Source organism: Gimesia aquarii (assembly GCF_007748195.1).
GTDB classification, from domain to species: Bacteria; Planctomycetota; Planctomycetia; order Planctomycetales; family Planctomycetaceae; genus Gimesia; species Gimesia aquarii.
On record NZ_CP037920.1, the window covers coordinates 2,074,422 to 2,093,774 of the forward strand.

General features: G+C 41.0%; 19 protein-coding genes. 11 read left to right on the forward strand and 8 right to left on the reverse strand.

The features are described from left to right. Positions 1–384 precede the first annotated feature (384 nt). A complete protein-coding gene (locus V144x_RS08285) occupies positions 385–1,065 on the forward strand; it encodes a RusA family crossover junction endodeoxyribonuclease (protein WP_144984079.1) in 681 nt (226 codons plus the stop codon). A 233-nt stretch (positions 1,066–1,298) separates the two neighbouring features. Here V144x_RS08285 and V144x_RS08290 read toward each other — a convergent pair whose 3' ends face one another. Further along, the gene (locus V144x_RS08290) at positions 1,299–1,814 is read right to left on the reverse strand and encodes a hypothetical protein (protein WP_144984082.1); all 516 of its coding nucleotides are present in this window, start codon (positions 1,812–1,814) and stop codon (positions 1,299–1,301) included. Between the two features lie 545 nt (positions 1,815–2,359). On the opposite strand from V144x_RS08290, the gene V144x_RS08295 reads away from it, so the two are divergent. From V144x_RS08295 to V144x_RS08305, 3 genes are read left to right on the forward strand one after another with little or no spacing between them, the layout of a single operon-like run. Beyond that, positions 2,360–3,181, forward strand: coding sequence for an ABC-three component system protein (locus V144x_RS08295; protein WP_232102762.1), 822 nt, complete (start codon positions 2,360–2,362; stop codon positions 3,179–3,181). Further along, positions 3,178–3,408, forward strand: coding sequence for an ABC-three component system middle component 6 (locus V144x_RS08300; protein ID WP_144984088.1), 231 nt, complete (start codon positions 3,178–3,180; stop codon positions 3,406–3,408). The genes V144x_RS08295 and V144x_RS08300 overlap by 4 nt, the downstream gene beginning before the upstream one ends. Continuing rightward, positions 3,399–5,108, forward strand: a complete 1,710-nt coding sequence (locus V144x_RS08305; protein WP_144984091.1) for a DUF2326 domain-containing protein — start codon at positions 3,399–3,401, stop codon at positions 5,106–5,108. The genes V144x_RS08300 and V144x_RS08305 overlap by 10 nt, the downstream gene beginning before the upstream one ends. 80 nt (positions 5,109–5,188) lie before the next feature. On the opposite strand, the gene V144x_RS08310 is transcribed toward V144x_RS08305, so the two are convergent. The 5 genes from V144x_RS08310 to V144x_RS08330 form a co-directional block, all read right to left on the reverse strand. Continuing rightward, a complete protein-coding gene (locus V144x_RS08310; protein WP_144984094.1) occupies positions 5,189–6,031 on the reverse strand; it encodes a hypothetical protein in 843 nt (280 codons plus the stop codon). A 336-nt stretch (positions 6,032–6,367) separates the two neighbouring features. Then, complete coding sequence (locus V144x_RS08315) at positions 6,368–6,985, reverse strand: hypothetical protein (RefSeq protein WP_144984097.1); 618 nt, start codon at positions 6,983–6,985, stop codon at positions 6,368–6,370. Between the two features lie 287 nt (positions 6,986–7,272). Next, positions 7,273–7,680, reverse strand: a complete 408-nt coding sequence (locus V144x_RS08320) for a hypothetical protein (protein WP_144980158.1) — start codon at positions 7,678–7,680, stop codon at positions 7,273–7,275. A 328-nt stretch (positions 7,681–8,008) separates the two neighbouring features. After that, the gene (locus tag V144x_RS08325; protein ID WP_144984100.1) at positions 8,009–8,359 is read right to left on the reverse strand and encodes a hypothetical protein; all 351 of its coding nucleotides are present in this window, start codon (positions 8,357–8,359) and stop codon (positions 8,009–8,011) included. A gap of 295 nt (positions 8,360–8,654) precedes the next feature. Beyond that, positions 8,655–8,849, reverse strand: a complete 195-nt coding sequence (locus V144x_RS08330; protein WP_144980222.1) for a hypothetical protein — start codon at positions 8,847–8,849, stop codon at positions 8,655–8,657. 434 nt (positions 8,850–9,283) lie between these two features. Here V144x_RS08330 and V144x_RS08335 point away from each other — a divergent pair, with 434 nt between their 5' ends. The 3 genes from V144x_RS08335 to V144x_RS08345 all read left to right on the forward strand — a co-directional run bounded on the left by V144x_RS08335 (position 9,284) and on the right by V144x_RS08345 (position 10,696). Next, positions 9,284–9,487, forward strand: a complete 204-nt coding sequence (locus V144x_RS08335; RefSeq protein WP_144984103.1) for a hypothetical protein — start codon at positions 9,284–9,286, stop codon at positions 9,485–9,487. A gap of 286 nt (positions 9,488–9,773) precedes the next feature. Further along, on the forward strand, positions 9,774–10,127 hold the full coding sequence (locus V144x_RS08340) for a MerR family transcriptional regulator (protein ID WP_144984106.1): 354 nt from the start codon (positions 9,774–9,776) through the stop codon (positions 10,125–10,127). 152 nt (positions 10,128–10,279) lie between these two features. Next, a complete protein-coding gene (locus tag V144x_RS08345) occupies positions 10,280–10,696 on the forward strand; it encodes a hypothetical protein (RefSeq protein WP_144984109.1) in 417 nt (138 codons plus the stop codon). 392 nt (positions 10,697–11,088) lie between these two features. Here the strand turns inward: V144x_RS08345 and V144x_RS08350 are convergent, their stop codons facing one another. Continuing rightward, positions 11,089–12,342 (reverse strand): hypothetical protein, encoded by a 1,254-nt coding sequence (locus V144x_RS08350; protein ID WP_144984112.1) that lies wholly within the window; start codon positions 12,340–12,342, stop codon positions 11,089–11,091. 767 nt (positions 12,343–13,109) lie between these two features. Between V144x_RS08350 and V144x_RS08355 the strand changes: the two genes are divergently transcribed. The 4 genes from V144x_RS08355 to V144x_RS08370 all read left to right on the forward strand — a co-directional run bounded on the left by V144x_RS08355 (position 13,110) and on the right by V144x_RS08370 (position 16,083). After that, positions 13,110–13,406, forward strand: coding sequence for a type II toxin-antitoxin system RelE/ParE family toxin (locus tag V144x_RS08355; RefSeq protein WP_197998823.1), 297 nt, complete (start codon positions 13,110–13,112; stop codon positions 13,404–13,406). Between the two features lie 18 nt (positions 13,407–13,424). Continuing rightward, positions 13,425–14,531 carry a HigA family addiction module antitoxin gene (locus V144x_RS08360; RefSeq protein WP_144984118.1) on the forward strand — a complete coding sequence of 369 codons (1,107 nt, stop codon included), beginning with the start codon at positions 13,425–13,427 and terminating at the stop codon, positions 14,529–14,531. A 15-nt stretch (positions 14,532–14,546) separates the two neighbouring features. Then, positions 14,547–15,098: a hypothetical protein gene (locus V144x_RS08365; protein ID WP_144984121.1), complete on the forward strand. Its 552-nt coding sequence runs from the start codon at positions 14,547–14,549 to the stop codon at positions 15,096–15,098. A gap of 181 nt (positions 15,099–15,279) precedes the next feature. Next, positions 15,280–16,083 carry a restriction endonuclease gene (locus tag V144x_RS08370; protein WP_197998824.1) on the forward strand — a complete coding sequence of 268 codons (804 nt, stop codon included), beginning with the start codon at positions 15,280–15,282 and terminating at the stop codon, positions 16,081–16,083. Between the two features lie 218 nt (positions 16,084–16,301). Here the strand turns inward: V144x_RS08370 and V144x_RS08375 are convergent, their stop codons facing one another. Beyond that, positions 16,302–19,337, reverse strand: a complete 3,036-nt coding sequence (locus V144x_RS08375; protein WP_144984127.1) for a tetratricopeptide repeat protein — start codon at positions 19,335–19,337, stop codon at positions 16,302–16,304. Between the last annotated feature and the right edge of the window lie 16 nt (positions 19,338–19,353).

The window sequence follows — 19,353 nt, forward strand, 5'->3', positions numbered from 1 at the left end:
AGTCGAACCGTTCCACTCGCTACCCGAGTGAAACGGCCGTTGATGCGAAGTGTTACTCTTGCCCTCGTTCGATATACTCAAATGCGTTTTTAAATGACTGTTTTAAAAGACACCCTCTAAAATAATGACTGAGTATCTCTTATTTACCAGACCATTTTCTGGGACTTTAGATTTCAATTTCGGCAAAGGAACGTCACTCTGCCCCTCGTCTCGATCATGGTCGGATTGCCAGAAGATCAACATTCGCTGTCATTCCAGTCTTCCCTGAATAAACCTGAAGCGGATACATACCATCAATTGATAATAGACAGAATTCTTGATAGATATAGACAGAATCAAATTCTGTCTATCAATAGTTAGGCCTCAAATATACGAGTAGCAAATATGTCGGATAATGGTGAGCCACTTATCGAAGCTCTTGAAGAAGCAGACGCGGGTGTCGCTCCATCACCATTCGGTGAGTTGTCTGTCAAGATCCCCGGCGCACCGGCATCCATTCAATCCAAAAAAGCCCAGCGAAACGCCTACATCGCACAAATCAAAACCGAGCTGTCAAAGTTTCAGTTCATTTTAACGGGACAGATAATTCTCGAGATCACATGGAACGTTCCAGCGAAGAGTCGCTACGAGACCGACGCCAAAGCAGACATTGACAACTGTCTGAAACCAATCATTGACGCGTTCACTGGGCCTGATGGAATCATGATCGACGATTGCCAGCTTAAGGGGCTTTATATCTCTTGGACCCACATCAATTCAGGAGATGAGTATTTGCATTTCCAATTCAAGTTTGATTCGGACCACTATTGTGAGCGAGATGATTTGGTATTCATTCGCCTCGAAAAGGGCCTGCGTTGTCCAGTGAACACCAATTGGCCCAAAGAGCTGAAAACTATTTGGGTTAAAGCGATCCAAGCAGGTGAAGACCTCAAAGCGATTCTTGAGAATGAAAATGTATCTTACTTGACGCTTGCCTCGATGACTGGTGGAGCACAACCGTTTCACGCAACGAGAACAGTTGGCTTTAGAGACTTGTCACCTGAAGAGTTTGCTGGCGAAACATAACAACAGGTCGAACTGGAGAGACCGTTCACGCGAAATATGAAATCACATTCGTTGGCTGTTACCCGATCAACCTAAAATTTACTTTTACCCTCGTTCGATAAAATCAAACGTTTTCTCAATTGCGTTTTTAAACCGTTTTAAAAGACACCCTCTAAAATAGTGACCGGGTAACTCATATTACCTGGACATTATAATTCCGGGCAACCGAATTTTTCGTAGGTTGCAACACATTGTTATCTGGAATTAATACCATCCTGTTCGACCCAAATTTCAGGAATTGGATGTTCTATAAGAACAGTTGTATTGTCATGGCTGATTCTATCAACAAACAACGATTTCCACCAATCGCCATTAGGCGGGGGTTGCTCAAGGTATTCTTGCATCTTTGCATCAACGTAGGAATTACTATCGAGATCTCTCTGCCCAGCCTCGTAGGCCCATTTTTCGCGCAAGGAAGGCGGACATGCTCCAGATTCAATTATTCTCTCCCATACCCATGCGTCAATTATCGCCAGTACTTTATCGGAAGGCACGTTGAGTACCCATTCGACTTTAGTGTCATTCGGTATTTTTATATGTTCATTCGACTGTGAGTAACACCAGATAATCTGATCCGTACCGACATGGCCGGCAAGTTTATCGTACGCGGGCGGAAGCGTGGGCATACTTTGATAGAACTTTGATTGCGAATGGTCAACTCGGCCGGAAGTAAGTAAAAAGTCAGGTTTGTGCCAAGTCCAAAGCTTCACTGCGTGCTCCTGGTTCACGAACAGAGAGTCGTGATTATGTGAGAAATTCGAATACTTCAAATAGCTGGATGTTCTGCTGGAATTCTTTTTATTCACCAGCATTTTGTCGGGGAAATTCACGTTTACCAGGCATCACTTCTCCAATGCCTGGGTAACACACATTACCCGGTCATTAGACCAATTAGATTCTAGCCACTTTAGATTTTTATATGGCCTTCAGCCTATTTGTACTATTGTGGTGTTAAAGAAATGACTGATAAATATCCAATAAACCTATGTAGTTGCTGGCTTTCTTTCTTGAAAGATGACAAATAATTCTACCAGCTTATGCTGTCGATTTATTTTCTCAAGCTAATATAAAACACTTAGACAAAGGCTATTACTCACTTTTTGGTTTTTGGATGCGTAAATTGTTTATGTTTACAGCGAAATTGCAGCCAAAAGGATTGATATGTTCACTATTCTGTGGGTAGAGTATTTAAAATGCTGCCAGATCTGAGCAGTCTAATATCTCTTAAAACATACAACTTAGAGTTAGCACAAAAATGACTACGAAAGCTAGGGATTACAAGCTCACAACAGTCAAGAGGCTTCATACTCTTTCTGGTAATCAATGCTCAGCACCAGACTGCGATCGTAAGTTACTCGCAAGAGATGATGAAACTATGGTTAGCAAGATTTGCCACATAGAGGCGGCGTCAAAGAATGGTCCAAGATGGAACCCAACCATGAACGACGATCAGCGCAGGCATTTTGATAATCTCATTTTATTGTGTGACGAGTGTCACAACATAATTGACAATATAGAAAACGAAAAAAAGTATCCCGTTGATCTACTAAAAAATTGGAAAAAAGAGCATGAGTCAACAGTAACTTATTCTTATCTTAACGAACGCCCCGCTTTATTAAATATAGTAATCAACGCTATTTCTAAAATTGAGTTAGATGCAGAAGAGGACCTTTCTTTCCAAAATGTCGAAGCGTTCGAAATTGAATCAAAAATCAACCATAATGATATCAAACGTAATAAAGCACTTCTTGAAGAGTACAAAGTGTTCTACATGAAAATAAATTCTTTGTATCAAACTTTAGAAGAGGAAGGATCATTCAAGAAGGAAAATCTCTTGCGTAATATTAGAGCGACATATCTAAGGATAAAGGGAAAATACATTGAAAACAGTTCTGATCCTATGCAAATAATTAGAAACAATGCAGATAATATTATTGAAGATGTTCAAGACGAATTAATTACTATGGCTGAACAAAATACTAATGACAATAAAGAGGATATTGCATTCGGTGTGACTATAATAATGGTGGATGCATTTATGCGATGTAAGATACTAGAGGAACCAGTCATATCATGATCATTAGCAAGGACATAAAACCAGAAAGGCAAATCTACCGCTTGGGAGCTATGCTTTTAGAAGTATTGCAAGGAACGTCTGGTAGTGTCATTGAGTTGTTTGATTTGTATCAACTCGTGAATCGCCAAGAAACCATTTCTCTAAATGCTTTTTTTATTACAGTTGACTGGCTCTTCCTTCTTGGTGCAATAACCAATGATAAAGGACGTATTGTAAAATGTTTCTGAAGAAACTCACAATCCATAATGAGTCTACAATTATCAGAGACATCCCATTCCACAAGGGACTGAATCTTATCGTTGATGAGACCCAAACCAGTGATCGAAAAGAGTCAGGAAATAGTGTAGGCAAAACAACGGTATTGAGACTTATTGACTACTGTTTCGGAAGTAGTGGAAGCAATATCTATAAAGACCCAGAATTTAAAGGTAAGACAAATTCTCAAGTTGAAGAATTCCTAAAGAAAAACAACATCATTATTTCGATGACACTGAAGGAAGACTTAGAACTTACAGATTCACTTGAAATAGAAATTCGAAGAAATTTTCTTAGTAAAAAAGAGAAGATTTTCGAAATCAATGGTGAACAACAAACAATCGAGAATTTCCCAAAGAAATTAAAAGAACTTATTTTTAAATCACCACTAGCAAAGCCTACCTTCAGGCAAATAATTGCAAAGAATATAAGGGACGAAAAAAACAGGATTACCAATACACTGAAGGTTTTGAACTCTTTCGCAACGAAAGAGGAATATGAATCGCTCTTCTTGTTTTGGTTGGGAATCGAGCTTGATACAAATGAACGAAAACAGCAACTAGTCCGTGACCAAAAAACAGAAAATAATTTACTACAACGGCTAAAAAAAGAGGCTTCTTTATCTCAAATTGAACAGTCCCTTATTGTTATTAATAGAACTATCGAGGAATTGACTCTGAGAAAGAATAGCTTTGTCGTTAATGAGAGTTACGAGGAAGATCTAGAAGAACTAAACAAAATAAAATTGCAAATTAATGAACGATCTACAGCAATAAGTTCCCTGGTGTTACGTAGAGATTTGATACTGGAAAGCAAAACTGAACTCGAGAATGAAGTAAGTTCCGTCGATGATCAGCAAATTAAATCTCTTTACCAAGAAGCCAAAGTTTTAATTCCTGAGCTCCAAAAAACATTTGAAGATACCATAAGATTTCATAACCAAATGATTTTGCATAAGGTGGAATACATCGCTAAAGAAATCCCTGATCTTGAAGAAAAGCTTGCTGAGAGAAAAAGAGAGATGTCAGAACTATTGGTTCTAGAAAAAAAGTTAGCACAAAAATTAAAAAAGGCAGGAGCTGTAGAGGAATTGCAAAAAGTGGTTTCTGATCTGAATAACACATTTGAGAAAAAAGGAAGCCTAGAAGAACAAAAACGACTATGGGAATTGTCCATAGAGAAACTCGATAACATTGAAAAAGAATTAAACAAAATTAACGCTGGAATTGATTCGAAAGATGATCAGATACAGAAGAGAATTGCTGAATTTAACAAATATTTTTCTGAGTTGTCTAATAGGCTATACGGTGAACAATTTGTCTTGAGCTCAGATGATAAAGATAAAGATAAAAACGTATATGAATTCAAGGTAAGCAGTCTCAGTGGAAATCTAGGGACTGGTAAGAAAAAAGGCCAAATTGCTGCCTTTGACTTGGCTTATATTCAGTTTGCAGACGCTGAAGGTATTGAGTGTCTACATTTTGTTCTTCAAGATCAGATTGAAAATATCCATGACAATCAGATTAGTAGTATCCTTACTGAAATAGTTGCTGAAGTTAATTGCCAGTACATATTACCTGTTCTTAAAGATAAGCTTCCAGTTGAAATAGACATCGACCAATATCAGGTATTATCACTGTCCCAATCAGATAAATTATTTCGAATCCCTTAAGTGATGTTGATGGTATTTCCTTCAATAGACTCTATTGCAATGTAACCGGGCGGTCCGCGGATCCGGGGAACGGATTGTTATCAAGCTTTTTGCTCGACGATCAAATGTTCCTTGTATGCCTGTTGTTGAGCATCAACTTCATCAGTTAGCTGCTCAACCGTTTCCTTGGCGGCTGAAATAAAGCGAGGTAGAGCCGGGAGAGTCACAATGCGAACCGACACATATTCATCAGCCCGGTTCAGGAAGGGATATTTGAAGTTAATAATGCCTTCTTCGGTCTCGATGATTTCAAGATCACCAGATTCGTTCAACGAAGCCTCAAACAACTTCCCATCCAGTATTATGACGGGTTGCGTCATGCTTCCGAACAGGACCTTGTCTGCGTACCGCGAGGACCAAACCTTCTGCTCTGTTAACCGCGCAAGTCCGTGTGATGCCTTCACACAACTCATTAGCGCCTTATAAGGGATGTCACCAGTTTTTGGCGATCCCTTTCTCAGTGCCTCAGTGACACCGTACGCCCAGTTGCCGCTCCAATTATGTAATTTGTTGTCTGATAGATTGCGATACTTCAATCTTTCCTTGACTGTCGAACCGATTTTTGAACAAACCCAACCGTTACGAAAAACGCTGCCGAAAGAGCGTCCCGGTTTAACAAAAAGAACCCAGGGTGAGCTAGATTTTTTGCACTCTATCGCAAACTCTACTGAGAACATGAAATAATCCGCGAACTCACCGTCTTGACATCCTGCGACAATGTCGATTTCGCGCGGTGTGTCGTTTTCAGGATCACGGTAATAGACTGACAGCGAAATGGAAACACCAGCGTCGATAAACGCTTTCGCAACCCGCATCTCCAGGGGATAGCCCTGTTGCTCTAGCCATTCCAATATTTTCTTGTCAAGTGGTTTCTCGGTAGTCAAATAGTTCTCCGATTGTGCATCGCACTTGCTTGATAACTTGAATTAGACTGAATTATTTCGCCATAATCCATTGAGAGTAGAGTTAGTGAAACTTTGTGTAAAGATGGAGGGATTGTCAAGAGAAAAATAAGGGAGTTGCGACAATCAAAGAGATTGGATTAAATAACTCGAATCAGGAAAAGTGGAATTCTAAACGAAACCCTAAACTCATTCTCTCACCTTTCTAAATATGATTAAAAATAATGACCGGGTAAACATCGTTTCCCAGTCATTCTAAGATTGTCGAGTTAAGCAAATTGATTTATCAAAACTATTACGTTGCCAGCAATGTGGATCTCAAGATGTAACCGGACCACCAGTCTGGTGTATTAAGTTGTTAGCCGACTCACTGGGCTCACATACCAAGAGGCATCCGTCTCGCGTGCCAGTAACACACAACGCTGTACCCTGTGAAATCATCATGCCAGAGGCGGACATGGCGTCCAATTGCAGGCCATCAATTTCGACCGTGCCCTGGGGACGCAGAGATGACTTAGCAATGGTAGTTCTGCCAACATATTGATTGAGTGGGTCAACAGTCTGAGTTGATTGTTCGAGCGGGACTGGAGGGGTAAGGACAGCCTCGGGAAATCCTAAGACGTATTCTTTGATGAGGTATCCCAGCCCAATAAAAGGGATGCCCAGAACGCCGAGCATCTCTCCGGAGGAAACCCCGAGTACCAGTGCAGCGACAATGGTTGCAACGAGCCAAAGTGCAATGTCAAAGGCATAGCAAATCAGTACTAGCGAGAGTACGACGATGGCCAATCGAAAAACAGCACGTTGGGTTGTCTCACGAGTTTTTTTGACTTCCTGCTGGTCCGATTTGTGAACCCAGTTCAATATGCAAAATAGAGTCACACCATAGGAAAACGCAGCAAGTGGTATGTCAATCCATGGTGAGAAACTATACATGATTTTGAAAACAATCCTGTCGAATAACTTGTTCTTTACTTATGCATAGCTGTGGATGACTTACCAAAGGGCCCCATATCAGCAAATTTATGCTACCATGTAAAAGATCACCATTCAAGAAATAGGGTCTTATGATTATTGGGATGGGCAACATCATTTACCAGATTATCAAAAATTGATCCCTCAAAAGAAAAGAGTACGGGTAATATCCGTTACCCGGACAAATACTCCAACCAGCCGCGCGCATAATAATGACCAGGTAAACATCATTTCCCGGTCAGTAACAGCTATTTAGTATACGTGGTTGGCCTTGGTCTGTGATACCACGGGCGAGTATCTTCGAATTGTGAGGCGTCCATACTTTTTGGGATGCGTCCGTTCGTCGGAAAGGTTACGACGCGGAAATCGTTGTTTGGAATATACTCGAAGAGCGAATGATCTTCGCCATCAACATCAAATGCGAGCCAGCAGTCATTGGCATCATGTGTTGGAGTCCAACCACATGAAATTGCAAAGCGAACAGCGTCTGCCACGTGGGATGGTTTCATGATGGCGAAGGGGAACACAAACAGACAAGGCCCAGAACCATCCGCAAGCTGTACAACAGCGCGTTCGGAACGCTCAAGAGCAATCTTGTAGTGGTATTCTACAGTATCAACAGTGAGTGATCGGCGACCTTTCCGTGGAATCGACATTAACATTTATTCCTTCGTATATTCTTACGTTTGCTGCATAACTTGTTATTCACCTGCACGAGACTGAATGTGATGCCCGCGAGGTATCAAAACGTGCAAAAATATTTATTCTTCTAATGTGATGACATAAGCACTGATGGATCTTTTAAAATGCAAGTCACTATAAGATCTGTAAAAATGGTATCAAGCTGAAACAGCCAGTCAACATGGGGTCTCTGACTACCGAAATTAATGTCCGGGTAATAAGCGTTACCCAGACAAATCGTAGCACCCCACAGAAGAAAGACGATTCTTGTTGGATTTGACTGGGCACATTCTTAGTGGATATCTATTGGTTCACAATACTCATCGCAATCAAGCCAAGTGTTCCGCCAAACAAAACCACGAAAATAGTTACCAATGTTGCCTGAATTCCACTTAACTCAATTCGCCCTTTGGTAAATCGCAACCGAGCGAAGTCACGTTTTCCTCGAACGATCAAAAATACTGTCATGCTGCCAGACAATATTAAAAGCAATGAAAGGGCGGCGAATCCCGGTTTCTTGTTCGAAAAAATCTGCAGGGCTACGAGTCCGAATTCGAGTTCCCACAACAAAACCGTAATCATGTATCCGAACAATGATAAGGTTGAAACTTGAGGATGATTAGGAGCCAATATCAAACCTTCCAACAAATACATCTAAAGGGAAATTCTTTAGTTCCGTTTTATCAGCTTAACAGATTGGCCATAGAATGCAAAAAATGTCTTTCTTATCCATCAGCATTGCTTCGACTTTCTTAATTCGGTTTAAAATGTTGTCTTGGAAAATGACTGTTACCCAGACATCAGGAAACAGCAAGTGTCCGGTAAATGCGTATTTACCAGACACTTATCATTAATGGGTGGCCCCAATTACGGGATACGATTTCATTTACACCCAAATTGAAGTCTCTCAGGGCCAAATGTGATCGTTTTTGACGAAATCAATGTACAATTAATGAACATCGTCGATCGAAGGGGATTCGTTGACGGGTTGCCGTGGATACCGTCTTTTCAAATCGTCGATCAATGGCATCAACGTTTTTCTTGCGAGCCCTCGAATCGAGATCTTCTCTTTTGCTGCGTAACGACATAACGGCCACCAGTCATCCCGATCAAGCTCGATCGTAATTGTTTTTTTTCTTCTCATAATCCAACTGCCCTTGACTTTTTTAAACGAGTTAATGCGAAATTGTAACTGCGAAAAGAAACTGGTGTAGAATGATGGATCGCATGAAACGCCAGTCATTTTCAGAGAGCGGTAGGGCATGGATGCATTACCGCTCTTTATATCATTTCTTAATCAGGCAAGGAAGCCGAATCAATGCTCGAATAAACTCCCTCTCAATCCGCTTGATGGTAAGACAACCTATCCCACTGCATTTCTGACAGTTGTATTTTTCCTACGTGAATTCCGGACATGATCGATCAAGGTGCGCCAGCTCCCTATGACGGATCGCTCTTTTCTTTAATGAGTACGTTACACATTGGCAAGAGGGGCCTCAACGGAGACAAGTTTCGTAGTATTCGTTGCTTTATTTGCTCTGATCTATCTCGGATTGAAATTGTTGAAAGGAATCAAATATGAAAAGCCACAGCTCAATTGATCGTCCAGCTGATAAATTACCGGGAGCTGATCCCATCATTCAGCCTGATGAAGATCTCGACAAGGCTTTGAATGAGCTGTCATACCTGGACGAGTTTGATCAGTCGACCAATGAAACTTGCACCAGGTACATCGAGCAACTCGAACAGGAATCTGAACAACAAAATAATGGTTTTGATTGAGTGCAAGAAGAAAGCCAATTCGCTTCCACATGATTTGTTAAGCGCTTAAGATCAGCTAGCCAAGTCTAAGTCTGACTAAAAAATTTCGCGGGTCCTCCCGCGGGGGGCCCGGGGTCGCGCGCGGTTGCACAATCGCACTTTTTTGGTCTCAAAACGCAATTTTAAGTCACTTCTTCTTCTTCCTATTAAATTGAGGGGCAAAACATCAGCAAAGCGATCGTCCAAAAGAGTCGCATCAAAACGCACCACCTCAAAAACGAAATAAACACCTAAAAAAAAGGCTCCAGTGAAAAAAATGGAGCCGGTCAAATGTGTCATTGGATTTACTGTCGCTGCCGAACGGTGGGACGTGAGCGACAAGGCGATTCGGAACTGGATCAAAAAAGGACTTCCGGTTAGCGGAACTCAACGAAAGAGAGTATTCGATGTTTCTGAGTGTGATGCGTGGGTGGCATCATATCGCGATGAGATGCTGATCAGTCGGGAAGAATACGAGTTGTTTGCTGCGGAATGTGTGATCGAAGCCCGCGACCAGATGTTGACGAGACGCCGTTTCACTTTGAGGGCGTTTACCAAGATTGACCGGGTAACCGTAATTACCCGCCCATTATTTTTAATTTTAGAAGGGAAGTCACAGTGACCAGTATTGAGCATATCAATCGAGCTTTATCGACTACCAAATATGTGAAAAATGCCCCAAGTCAGTCTTTACCATCTAGCATCAATTGATAGTAGACAGGAACGCTGATAGGTTATGGCAGAATCAGATTTTCTCCTTCAAGAGTTAGTAGCATGGACCAACATCTTCCTCATCACCATGTCGTAGAGATCGTAAAGGGGATCTGGTCATCTGCTAATGCGAGATGGGATCCGATCATGTGGTTCTTCAGAATGATAGGTGCAGCTCAAACTGTGGATGCTGTGTTTGTTATTGAATATGGCTCGGGAGATTGGGAACATCCTCTTTGTAAGGGTGAGCCAGATCAGATCTGGAAATACGATGGTTCAAACTTCGTCACGATAGAAGAAATGCCAGATCTTGTTCATGGATCCATTTCAACTAAAACACCCATTGTTAGATATTGCATCAATAACAAAGGTAGTAAGATGATCTTGAATACATTTTATGGCTACCGCTCTGGCATTGGAACGGTGCTAGAGGAAAAAGGTGGAAAATGGATCCGAAGGGGACCAGCATGGCGCTCGTGATCCCTGCTGTTAACAAGGCGCCAAAGCGGCTACATCGCGCCCTTAGCTATGACTTTATCTGGTCACTTTTTGTGCGCGGTCTTGGTTCTCTTAATGTCATGGTAACGCTTATTACCCGGGTATTTGCATTGTAAGAATAAGATTAGGGTTGGTGACAGGCCCACGATAGACATAAGTCGTGTGGTCGAGCATTTCTTGATTAATATAATCAGAGATACGCTTCCACGCTGAGAGCTTGACCTCGATTGCGCCTATCTTGAGTTCGCCATACTATTAGACCAGCGAGAAGTGCGTGCCATAGTTCGGAGATCTTCTGCTGGCTAACGCCTTGCTCTGGGGCTGCATGGAGCGAAGCGTAATGCAGAGTCCCTAGCAGCTGATTATTAGGCCATTTACATATCATCAATTAGATCTTTAATCTCGTCGATCTCATCGATGCTAGCTTGAATTGTTAGCTTTCCTTGAATGTAATCCAAAAGCGATTTCGCTTTAACTCTGGGTTTATTTTGGAATAGCTCTCCATTGGCTCTCTCATTGTCCTTAAACATTCTCGCCAAAGTCATGAGCTGATTACTATTGATCGCATCAATAAACGGCTTTAGTATCACGTGGGAATCTGATCTACCCCAGTAGTTACCACACCACACTGCAAGGATTTCTTGATAAACGTCTTCGAAAGCAATAGAAGGTACATGAGGACCAAATTGAGCTAGTGCTTTAGCCGCTTTTTCTTCGTCAGTCCAGCCGTAGGAAGTATCTTTTGCCTTTGCAAGCTTTTTAATAGTATGCCTGTAAAGGCTAGCCCTTGCTGCATCTGGGATATATTTTATACCCTTGACTTTCACTAGAGTTTCAAGAACTCTAATTTTTGCGCCTTTGTCGTCGCTTGAATCTGAGTCAGGGTCTACTAGATATGAGTGGTATCTCTGCCCTGCTGATTTCATCAGGTCTTCGTTCGCTCTTTCCCAGGCATTTGGAAAGAGCTTGCTAGCATTTTCGTGAGATGGGCTTTCCCCTTTACAAATCATGTCTAGTAAAAAGCCAAAAGTAAGACGGATGTCTCCAGGTTTAAATGCTCTTATTTGATCCTTTAAAATCTCTTCATTCTCTTCGGATAACTCCGAGCTTTTAATTGGCTCAAATAGGCCAGATGGAGAATGTCCAGGATCTGGCATCTCAGCTTTAAAGAGATTTACTTCAAGCATAAGTGCTAGGCCGTAAACCTCCTCAGCTTTTACAGAGTCATCACTTCCATGAGCTGGGGATGCGTGATTGCGCATCCAATTGATCATCTCAAGTGACTTTCCAGCTTTCTTGTTTAGAACACCAAGCTTTGTGGCACCATTTATTAATGTAAGATCATCAACACCAGACCATCTTTCGCCAAGAGTCTCACCATCTTTATCGTATTTTTTTCTTCCCGCTTCATCCTTCACTGCTGATACAAATAATTCAATACCATACGCTTCCAGTCTCCGACGCAAGTTATGAACTGCAGCATTCCATATGTCTAAAAGTGAATGATCAGGAAAGCCTGCATCTAAAAGCTCTCTTGCTTGAGATAAGTATCCTATTTCGGCATTAACAGTTGCGGGAAAATTATCCGTTGAAGGTTCCCCTAGTATCGCTGGTAAATTATCTGTCACCTTTAGTCCTTAATTTTATACCTTGCCTGTTCCGGGTGTGGGCATAACTTGTTATTCAGCTGCATGACTCGTTCATATATGAAACTGATATTGAACAAATACATACAAAATGACTAGTTTTTTTCAAATATGATTCCACAGAGGCTTCATATCACGCACAAATGCAAGTTATGGTCCTAGCATCCTAGATACTTCGCCAGACTCTAGACACATTATAAAGCAAAAAATGGTATTTATGTCTAGTATTCTGTAGATATGAATAAACAGAAAACGCAACAGATCAAACTAGCTTCTCGGCGTAATGTCGGGGAAACCCTAGTTTCCCCAACACCAACCAACGATCTCACAAGAAAAAAATGACCGGGTAACGATGGGGTCTGTTGCAAAAGTCTTTACAGCCACCGTAAGTCCTTAAGCCAGGTTGTGCGAGCATTGCCTATCTTGCCCACTTCGATGAAACAAGGGGTTTTTCAACATCCATGAGGAAGCCGTTGTCAAGTTGATAGCGAGAAGGATACGGGATCTCCATCAGCTCATGTTCTAATTCTCTCCTCATTACAGTCTTGTGAATCTTCCAGTTTATATCAGACTAAATAACTGGAAATTTGCTTCCATCAGAGTATTCTAGGGAATGTGCACATACGCGCACATCTTTCTCGAATTTTAATATGTAACAATGTAACATATATTGTTACATATTAAGTATTGACTTTTGCGCGAAATGTTCGATAATTGATAAAGTAGGGCCGCTTTTCTGGAATTTTATTATGGAAGTTGATTTCGAAGATGATGAACTCCAAGAGTTAGAAAACAATGAAGATGCCAAAAGCAGGCTTGATGACTCGGTTATTAGGGCATTTAGAAAGCGTATGCGTTTTTTGAGAGACGCTGTAGATGAGCGTGATTTACGTGAAATGAAATCGTTACATTTTAAAAAACTTAAAGGTGATAGGGATGGTCAATATTCGATTCGCCTAAATGATCAATGGCGACTGATTATTCAAATTGAGTTCAAAGAAACAGGAAACGTGATCCGTATTTTAAAAATAGAAGACTACCATTAAATCAAAGGGGGCAATCCAATGAACAAGCATGTTTCAATTGAACCGTTCCCTCCATGGGAATTTATAAAAGAGGAATTGAATGAACGAAATTGGACACAAGACGATCTCGCCGATGTAATGGGGTGTTCTCGTCAACATGTCAATAGATTATTAAAAGGGATTACTTCAATAACTCCAAAATCAGCAAACGAATTAGCCGCTGCTTTTGGAACTTCTGCCGAGTTATGGATGAACCTTCAAATATCATATGAGTTGTCAAAAGCAAAAGTAGATGATGATAACATTGCGAAGCGCGCTAAAATTTACAATGAATATCCTATAAGAGATCTTGTGAAGCGTGGGTGGATTGAGAAACCTTCTGACGTAGTGGATCTTGAAAAATCACTTTGTAAATTGCTTAATGTTTCTGATCTTACTGAAACTCCACAACTGGCAGTAGCAGCACGAAAAAGCACTCCATACGATAGCCACACCGGATCTCAGTGGCTGTGGTACAATTATGCTCGAAAGATGGCTGCACACGTATCCGCCTATCAGTTTAAGCAGGCAAAATTTGAGAAAGGTTTATCCGAGATTACTTCACTTGCAGCATACCCTGAAGGAGTACGTCAAGTACCTAAATACTTAGCAGAGTTGGGGGTGAGATTAGTTATTTTAAAGCACATTCCAAGTACAAAGATTGATGGCGCTGCACTTTGGTTGGGTTCCAAATCGCCAGTAGTAGCTCTGTCTTTGCGATATGACCGGATAGATAATTTCTGGTTTACCCTTATGCATGAATTAGTTCATATTAAATACGGTCACGTTGCGCCTGTTGATGAAGACCTAAGTGGTAATGAAGAATCTGATATCGAAAAACAAGCTAACGAAGAAGCAGCAAATTACCTTATTCCTAAAGAGAAACTAGATTCCTTTATTTCAAGGCACGGAAAACTGATCTATCAAAAAAATGTTATTCGGTTTGCAAATGCGAGAGGAGTACATCCAGCTATTGTTGTTGGACAACTTAAGCATCGTAAGAAGCTTCCTCCTACTCACTTAAATAAGCTTCAAGCAAAAATTAGAGAGCATATTGTCGGATATGCTTTAACAGATGGATGGGGAGATTCCCCTTTGGCTAAATGAGAACGGAGTAGTGTGATGTCTAAATCCTGTAATACGTTTCTTGAGAAAATGCAGAAATATACAGATGAGTTCTTTGAAGAAACCGGTAAAACAACAGTCACTACCAAAGAACTTGCGGTATGGGCAATCACAACGAACAGATGGGAACCTCCCATGGATCTGGTTGTAAAGAAATGCCAAGAAGACTTCGCGAGAGCGATGCGTGAACAGCATATTAATAATGAACGTGGCCAACCAGTTAGAGTAAAACATGTTGCCAGAATTCGTAGTGGAGACCAACAGTTATACTTGTGGGGCGATATCCGGAATATGCCCCAGGAGCACATGGAAATATCCTTCCAGCAACGAAGAGAGCAAATTGTTGGTGAATGTAAGCAGCTAAAGCGAGATGTAGATTTCTATAACGAACAGAATATCGGCGCAGAAAAATACCAGATGGTCTTCGATTTCCGTGAAGATATTGAAGAAGGTGAATTCTCAGCAGAATATTCTCCCGTTAGGACATCAATTGGGGATCTCAACTCATATGAAGTTGAGCCAAAGCACTCTAAAAAGGTTGCTAAGTAAAACTTATCGGTCACTATTTATTTAACAGCTCATGTAAGAAAGTAGTTATCTAATGTCACTTGCAACCGTACTTCGTGAAATTGAAAAAATGCAGAGTATGTTACCCTCTGCAAGTACAATAAACAAATTAACCTCCCATGCTCAGTTGGTGAGTAAGCTCGCGTCACCGAGTATCTCTGAAATGTGTCGTACAAAAAAACAGTTCGACTCTATTTTTCAGAAAATTGATGCTGGACTGAATAACTCTTCTGTTACAAAGTTTTTGACCACAAAATCTGAATTGGAAAAGTTTACGTCTACACTCGAACCGACACTTGAATTCTACAATTCATTAAGACCATTAATGTCACCTCTGAGTTCATACCAAAAATCATTTCTTTCCGGACTCAAACCACCAACTTTCCGTATTCAAGAGACGATTGACAGACTTGCTGAAGAAGCAGAAATTCTTGACGAATACGAACCTTGGGCTAAAGAAGAAAAACATGGCGATGAATACGAACCATCAAATCGCAAACAGGAAGTCCGTAATCGTATTGCTCAAGTAAGGTTCCTTCCGATTCGAATCATAGATGCAATCACTAATAATCCGCAATTGATGCATGGTATTACTCCACGGGAATTCGAACGACTTATAGCTGAATTACTTTATGCACAAGAATTTGAGAACATTGTACTAACATCTGAATCTTGTGATGGTGGTAGAGATGTCCTCGCTACAAAATTTGTTGCTGGTATACCACTTCTGTTTGCATTCGAGTGTAAGCGTTACGCCGAGACCAACAAAATCGGCGTTGACATACTTCGTACGCTTTTGGGTACGGTTAATCATGCTAGCACAAAAGCTACAGTTGGGGTCCTTGTAACGACATCAACCTTTACCAAAGGGGCTCGAGATTTCATTGTCACCGAACCTCATGTTGACGGAAAGGATTTCAACGAACTAGTCACGTGGGTAAACGATTACAAGAATCACAATACATGATCACAAACAACTATAAAAATACTTTATTGGTGTGTTGATTAGACTTGAAACCTCAGAGCTTAATGTTGCCTAGTCAGATTACTGCGGCGTTATTTCTACCACATATAGTAATCTTTATAGTTTTCCCGTGAAGCTGATAAATATGACGGGTTTAAGTTTGTATTTAAAGCAAATGTCTGGGAAATTATTGTTACCCGGTCATTCTGAAACCTACGAATTTAGTTATTCATTTTGCATTCTAGTTTTGTGAGAAATTGTTTTGTATTCTGTTGTTTATCCTGATCCAAAGCATTCATTGATAAAGCTCTTCTAAAATCATCCTTTGCCAATTTCCATTCGCCCTGTTTGTCATAACCATAGCCACGATGGACGAGTGCCTGAGCAATCCAATCGACTGGGGCTTCGGTGAGCTGGTCGATGACCCGGGTGTAATCATTCTTTGCTAATTCCCATTCGCCCTGTTTGTCATAACCATAGCCACGAAGGACAAGTGCCTGAGCAATATCATCGACGGGGGCTCCAGTGAGCTGGTCAATGACCCGGGTGTAATCATCCTTTGCTAATTCCCATTCGTCCTGGTCGTCATGATTATGACCGCGGTGGATAAGTGCCTGAGCAATCCAATCGACGGGGGCTCCAGTAAGCTGATCGATGACCCGGGTGTAATCATCCTTTGCTAATTCCCATTCGCCCTGGTCGTCATGATTATGGCCACGATGGACGAGTGCCCGGGCTACCTGATAGATGGGGGTTCCAGTGAGCTGATCGATGACCTGGGTATAATCATCCTTTGCTAATTCCCATTCGCCCTGTTTGTTATAACTAATTCCACGTTGGACAAGTGCCTGAGCAATCCAATCGACGGAGGCTCCAGTGAGCTGGTCGATGACCCGGGTGTAATCATCCTTTGCTAATTCCCATTCGCCCTGGTCGTCATGATTATGGCCACGATGGACGAGTGCCCGGGCTACCTGATAGATGGGGGTTCCAGTGAGCTGATCGATGACCTGGGTATAATCATCCTTTGCTAATTCCCATTCGCCCTGTTTGTCATAACCATAGCCACGATGGATGAGTGCCTGAGCTACTCGATTGACGGAGGCTTCGGGAAGCTGGTCGATGACCCGAGTAAAATCATCCTTTGCTAATTCCCATTCGCCCTGATTGTTATAACATAAGCCACGGTTGAGAAGTGCCATTGCAATTTGATCGAGGGGAGCGCCAGAGTATTCGTCGATGCCCTGCGTATAGTCCTTGATTGCACTCCCATAAAGTTCAAAAATGTGGAAAGAGAGTCCACGTCTGAAAAAGGCCAAGCTAGTTAAAAAGGACTTGTCAGTACATTGTTCGTTCGATAATTTTGCGATTAACTCTTTCGCTGGATGATCAGGAAAATCATCCGCAGTTCTTAATAAAAATGAAGCAGTATTTAAAGGGAATCGACACCAAGCCAGCTTAAGCAATTGATATGCTTCATTCTTGCTTTTTATTGTTCGTTTATCATCAATTCTCAAATCTGCGAGTAAACGCTGTAAGACAAAATATTCTCCAAGAATATCTGGTTCATAAGAGAAAACTTGTTCTTCTCTAATAGTTTGCGAAAAACAAAATACTTGCTGTAAGTCTTGAGTGTCAAGTTCTTCACCGGAAATCAATAATTGTTCTTCCTCACTGATTGATTGATTAATGTCATCAAATAATTTATAGGACTGTGCTCCTGTTATTGTGCTGAAAAACACATTATTCAATAACCGATCATCGAGCTGTGATTTTTTCCAACGTCCAAATTCTTTGTTAAGTATCATGTCTGACAGTATTGACTGATCCCAATGTCGCATAGATTTTAAATCATCTGTTGCACTTGAAGAGATAGCATCGGCCGTCATCATTGCGAATAGTGGTCGTTTTTGTGGGTCAATCAAATTGAGCGTTTCCAAAATCTTAGATTGATGACAATTGTATTTTTTCTTGTCCTCATCGAAGATTGAACACATTAATTTCCAAAGAGCATTATTTGAGAGTGGACTTAATTCTCGAGGGTCATCATATTTGAATGACTCCACCAAATGACGATTTGTGTTAATCTCTGGAAATCGAAACGATTGAAACCATCGATCAAGGTCATTGTCAGCAGAACGTTCCAAAATAAGAATACGAATGGGAGCGCTAACAGATGATTTATGTGTATCTATTTGCATTATCAGTTTTGATGCAATATCCGGTCGAAGAATCGTATAATCAATAATGATTAAATGAGGTTGTTGAAAAGATTCCTTGTTGATCTCTCCTGTACTATCGGTAGGAAGAAATCCTGCGTGGTAACCTTTTGAATGAGCTTCAAGGCAGAGTTCCAATGCTAACCGGCTTTTTCCTAAGCCTCCAGGACCGGTCCAGAGCCACCATTTCAAGTCAAAGGGCTTCGAAGTGTCTGGTTCCAGAAATTGCAACAATTCCTTCAGTTCCTGATCACGGCCTAATAATTGAGTACGTCTGCTTTGATAATGAAACCGAAATATATTTTGATCGTTGTTTTTGTGATCATGAGCATAATTTGGGTAGATTCTAAAATCCAATGGAAGCAGCGTTGCATTTTGTTTCTGAATTTCCGTCAACAGGGTATTGAAACGTTCTGAAAGTTGGTTTAATTCATCAAGTGTTAGCTCAAAAAACGCATCAGAATCATCAAAATAACTCAATGATTTTGCAACTAACTGTTTTTGTAGTGCAAGATTCTCTTCTGATTGTTTCTCGATTTGTTCAATTTTTGGATTCGTTTTTGCAATTTCTCTGCAAACAGTTAATAGTTGAAGTTGTCGTTTTTGACTTTCATTGAGTTCTTCTTTGAGGTCAGTCTGTGACTTAACAATTGACTGGACTTCCTCAGTCAAATGATCGAATTCTCCTTGTATGAAACGATGAATGATCAAGTACGGAGATCTGGAATCATGATAGCCTAAATGATCAATATTGATATCCTTCTCAATAGCAATGAAGTCTGCAATTAATTCAATCCCTTCATGTTGCTGCTTTAATGATTCGAAAGCATCCTCAACATGCTTTCGAATAGTATCAATATCTTTTCCCTGTTGGATGTCGTCGATAAGCTCTTGAGTGAGTAATCCAAGTGCCCCCAAGCAAAACAAGAGACAGCTTGAACCAATCTCCCCCCCAGACAAGCCACACCCTATTGCAACAGCAGATGGAAAATTGGAGATCAGCTTATTAAATATATTCGAGGCGATGGAGACCTTCATTGATAAAACTCAATAT

Excerpts from the sequence above, each read along its gene's own strand:
- V144x_RS08285 (WP_144984079.1), top strand. The coding sequence starts at position 385 with ATGTCGGATAATGGTGAGCCACTTATCGAAGCTCTTGAAGAAGCAGAC.
- V144x_RS08295 (WP_232102762.1), top strand. The coding sequence starts at position 2,360 with ATGACTACGAAAGCTAGGGATTACAAGCTCACAACAGTCAAGAGGCTT.
- V144x_RS08300 (WP_144984088.1), top strand. The coding sequence starts at position 3,178 with ATGATCATTAGCAAGGACATAAAACCAGAAAGGCAAATCTACCGCTTG.
- V144x_RS08305 (WP_144984091.1), top strand. The coding sequence starts at position 3,399 with ATGTTTCTGAAGAAACTCACAATCCATAATGAGTCTACAATTATCAGA.
- V144x_RS08315 (WP_144984097.1), bottom strand. The coding sequence starts at position 6,985 with ATGTATAGTTTCTCACCATGGATTGACATACCACTTGCTGCGTTTTCC.
- V144x_RS08320 (WP_144980158.1), bottom strand. The coding sequence starts at position 7,680 with ATGTCGATTCCACGGAAAGGTCGCCGATCACTCACTGTTGATACTGTA.
- V144x_RS08325 (WP_144984100.1), bottom strand. The coding sequence starts at position 8,359 with ATGTATTTGTTGGAAGGTTTGATATTGGCTCCTAATCATCCTCAAGTT.
- V144x_RS08330 (WP_144980222.1), bottom strand. The coding sequence starts at position 8,849 with ATGAGAAGAAAAAAAACAATTACGATCGAGCTTGATCGGGATGACTGG.
- V144x_RS08335 (WP_144984103.1), top strand. The coding sequence starts at position 9,284 with ATGAAAAGCCACAGCTCAATTGATCGTCCAGCTGATAAATTACCGGGA.
- V144x_RS08345 (WP_144984109.1), top strand. The coding sequence starts at position 10,280 with ATGGACCAACATCTTCCTCATCACCATGTCGTAGAGATCGTAAAGGGG.
- V144x_RS08355 (WP_197998823.1), top strand. The coding sequence starts at position 13,110 with ATGGAAGTTGATTTCGAAGATGATGAACTCCAAGAGTTAGAAAACAAT.
- V144x_RS08360 (WP_144984118.1), top strand. The coding sequence starts at position 13,425 with ATGAACAAGCATGTTTCAATTGAACCGTTCCCTCCATGGGAATTTATA.
- V144x_RS08365 (WP_144984121.1), top strand. The coding sequence starts at position 14,547 with ATGTCTAAATCCTGTAATACGTTTCTTGAGAAAATGCAGAAATATACA.
- V144x_RS08370 (WP_197998824.1), top strand. The coding sequence starts at position 15,280 with ATGTGTCGTACAAAAAAACAGTTCGACTCTATTTTTCAGAAAATTGAT.
- V144x_RS08375 (WP_144984127.1), bottom strand. The coding sequence starts at position 19,337 with ATGAAGGTCTCCATCGCCTCGAATATATTTAATAAGCTGATCTCCAAT.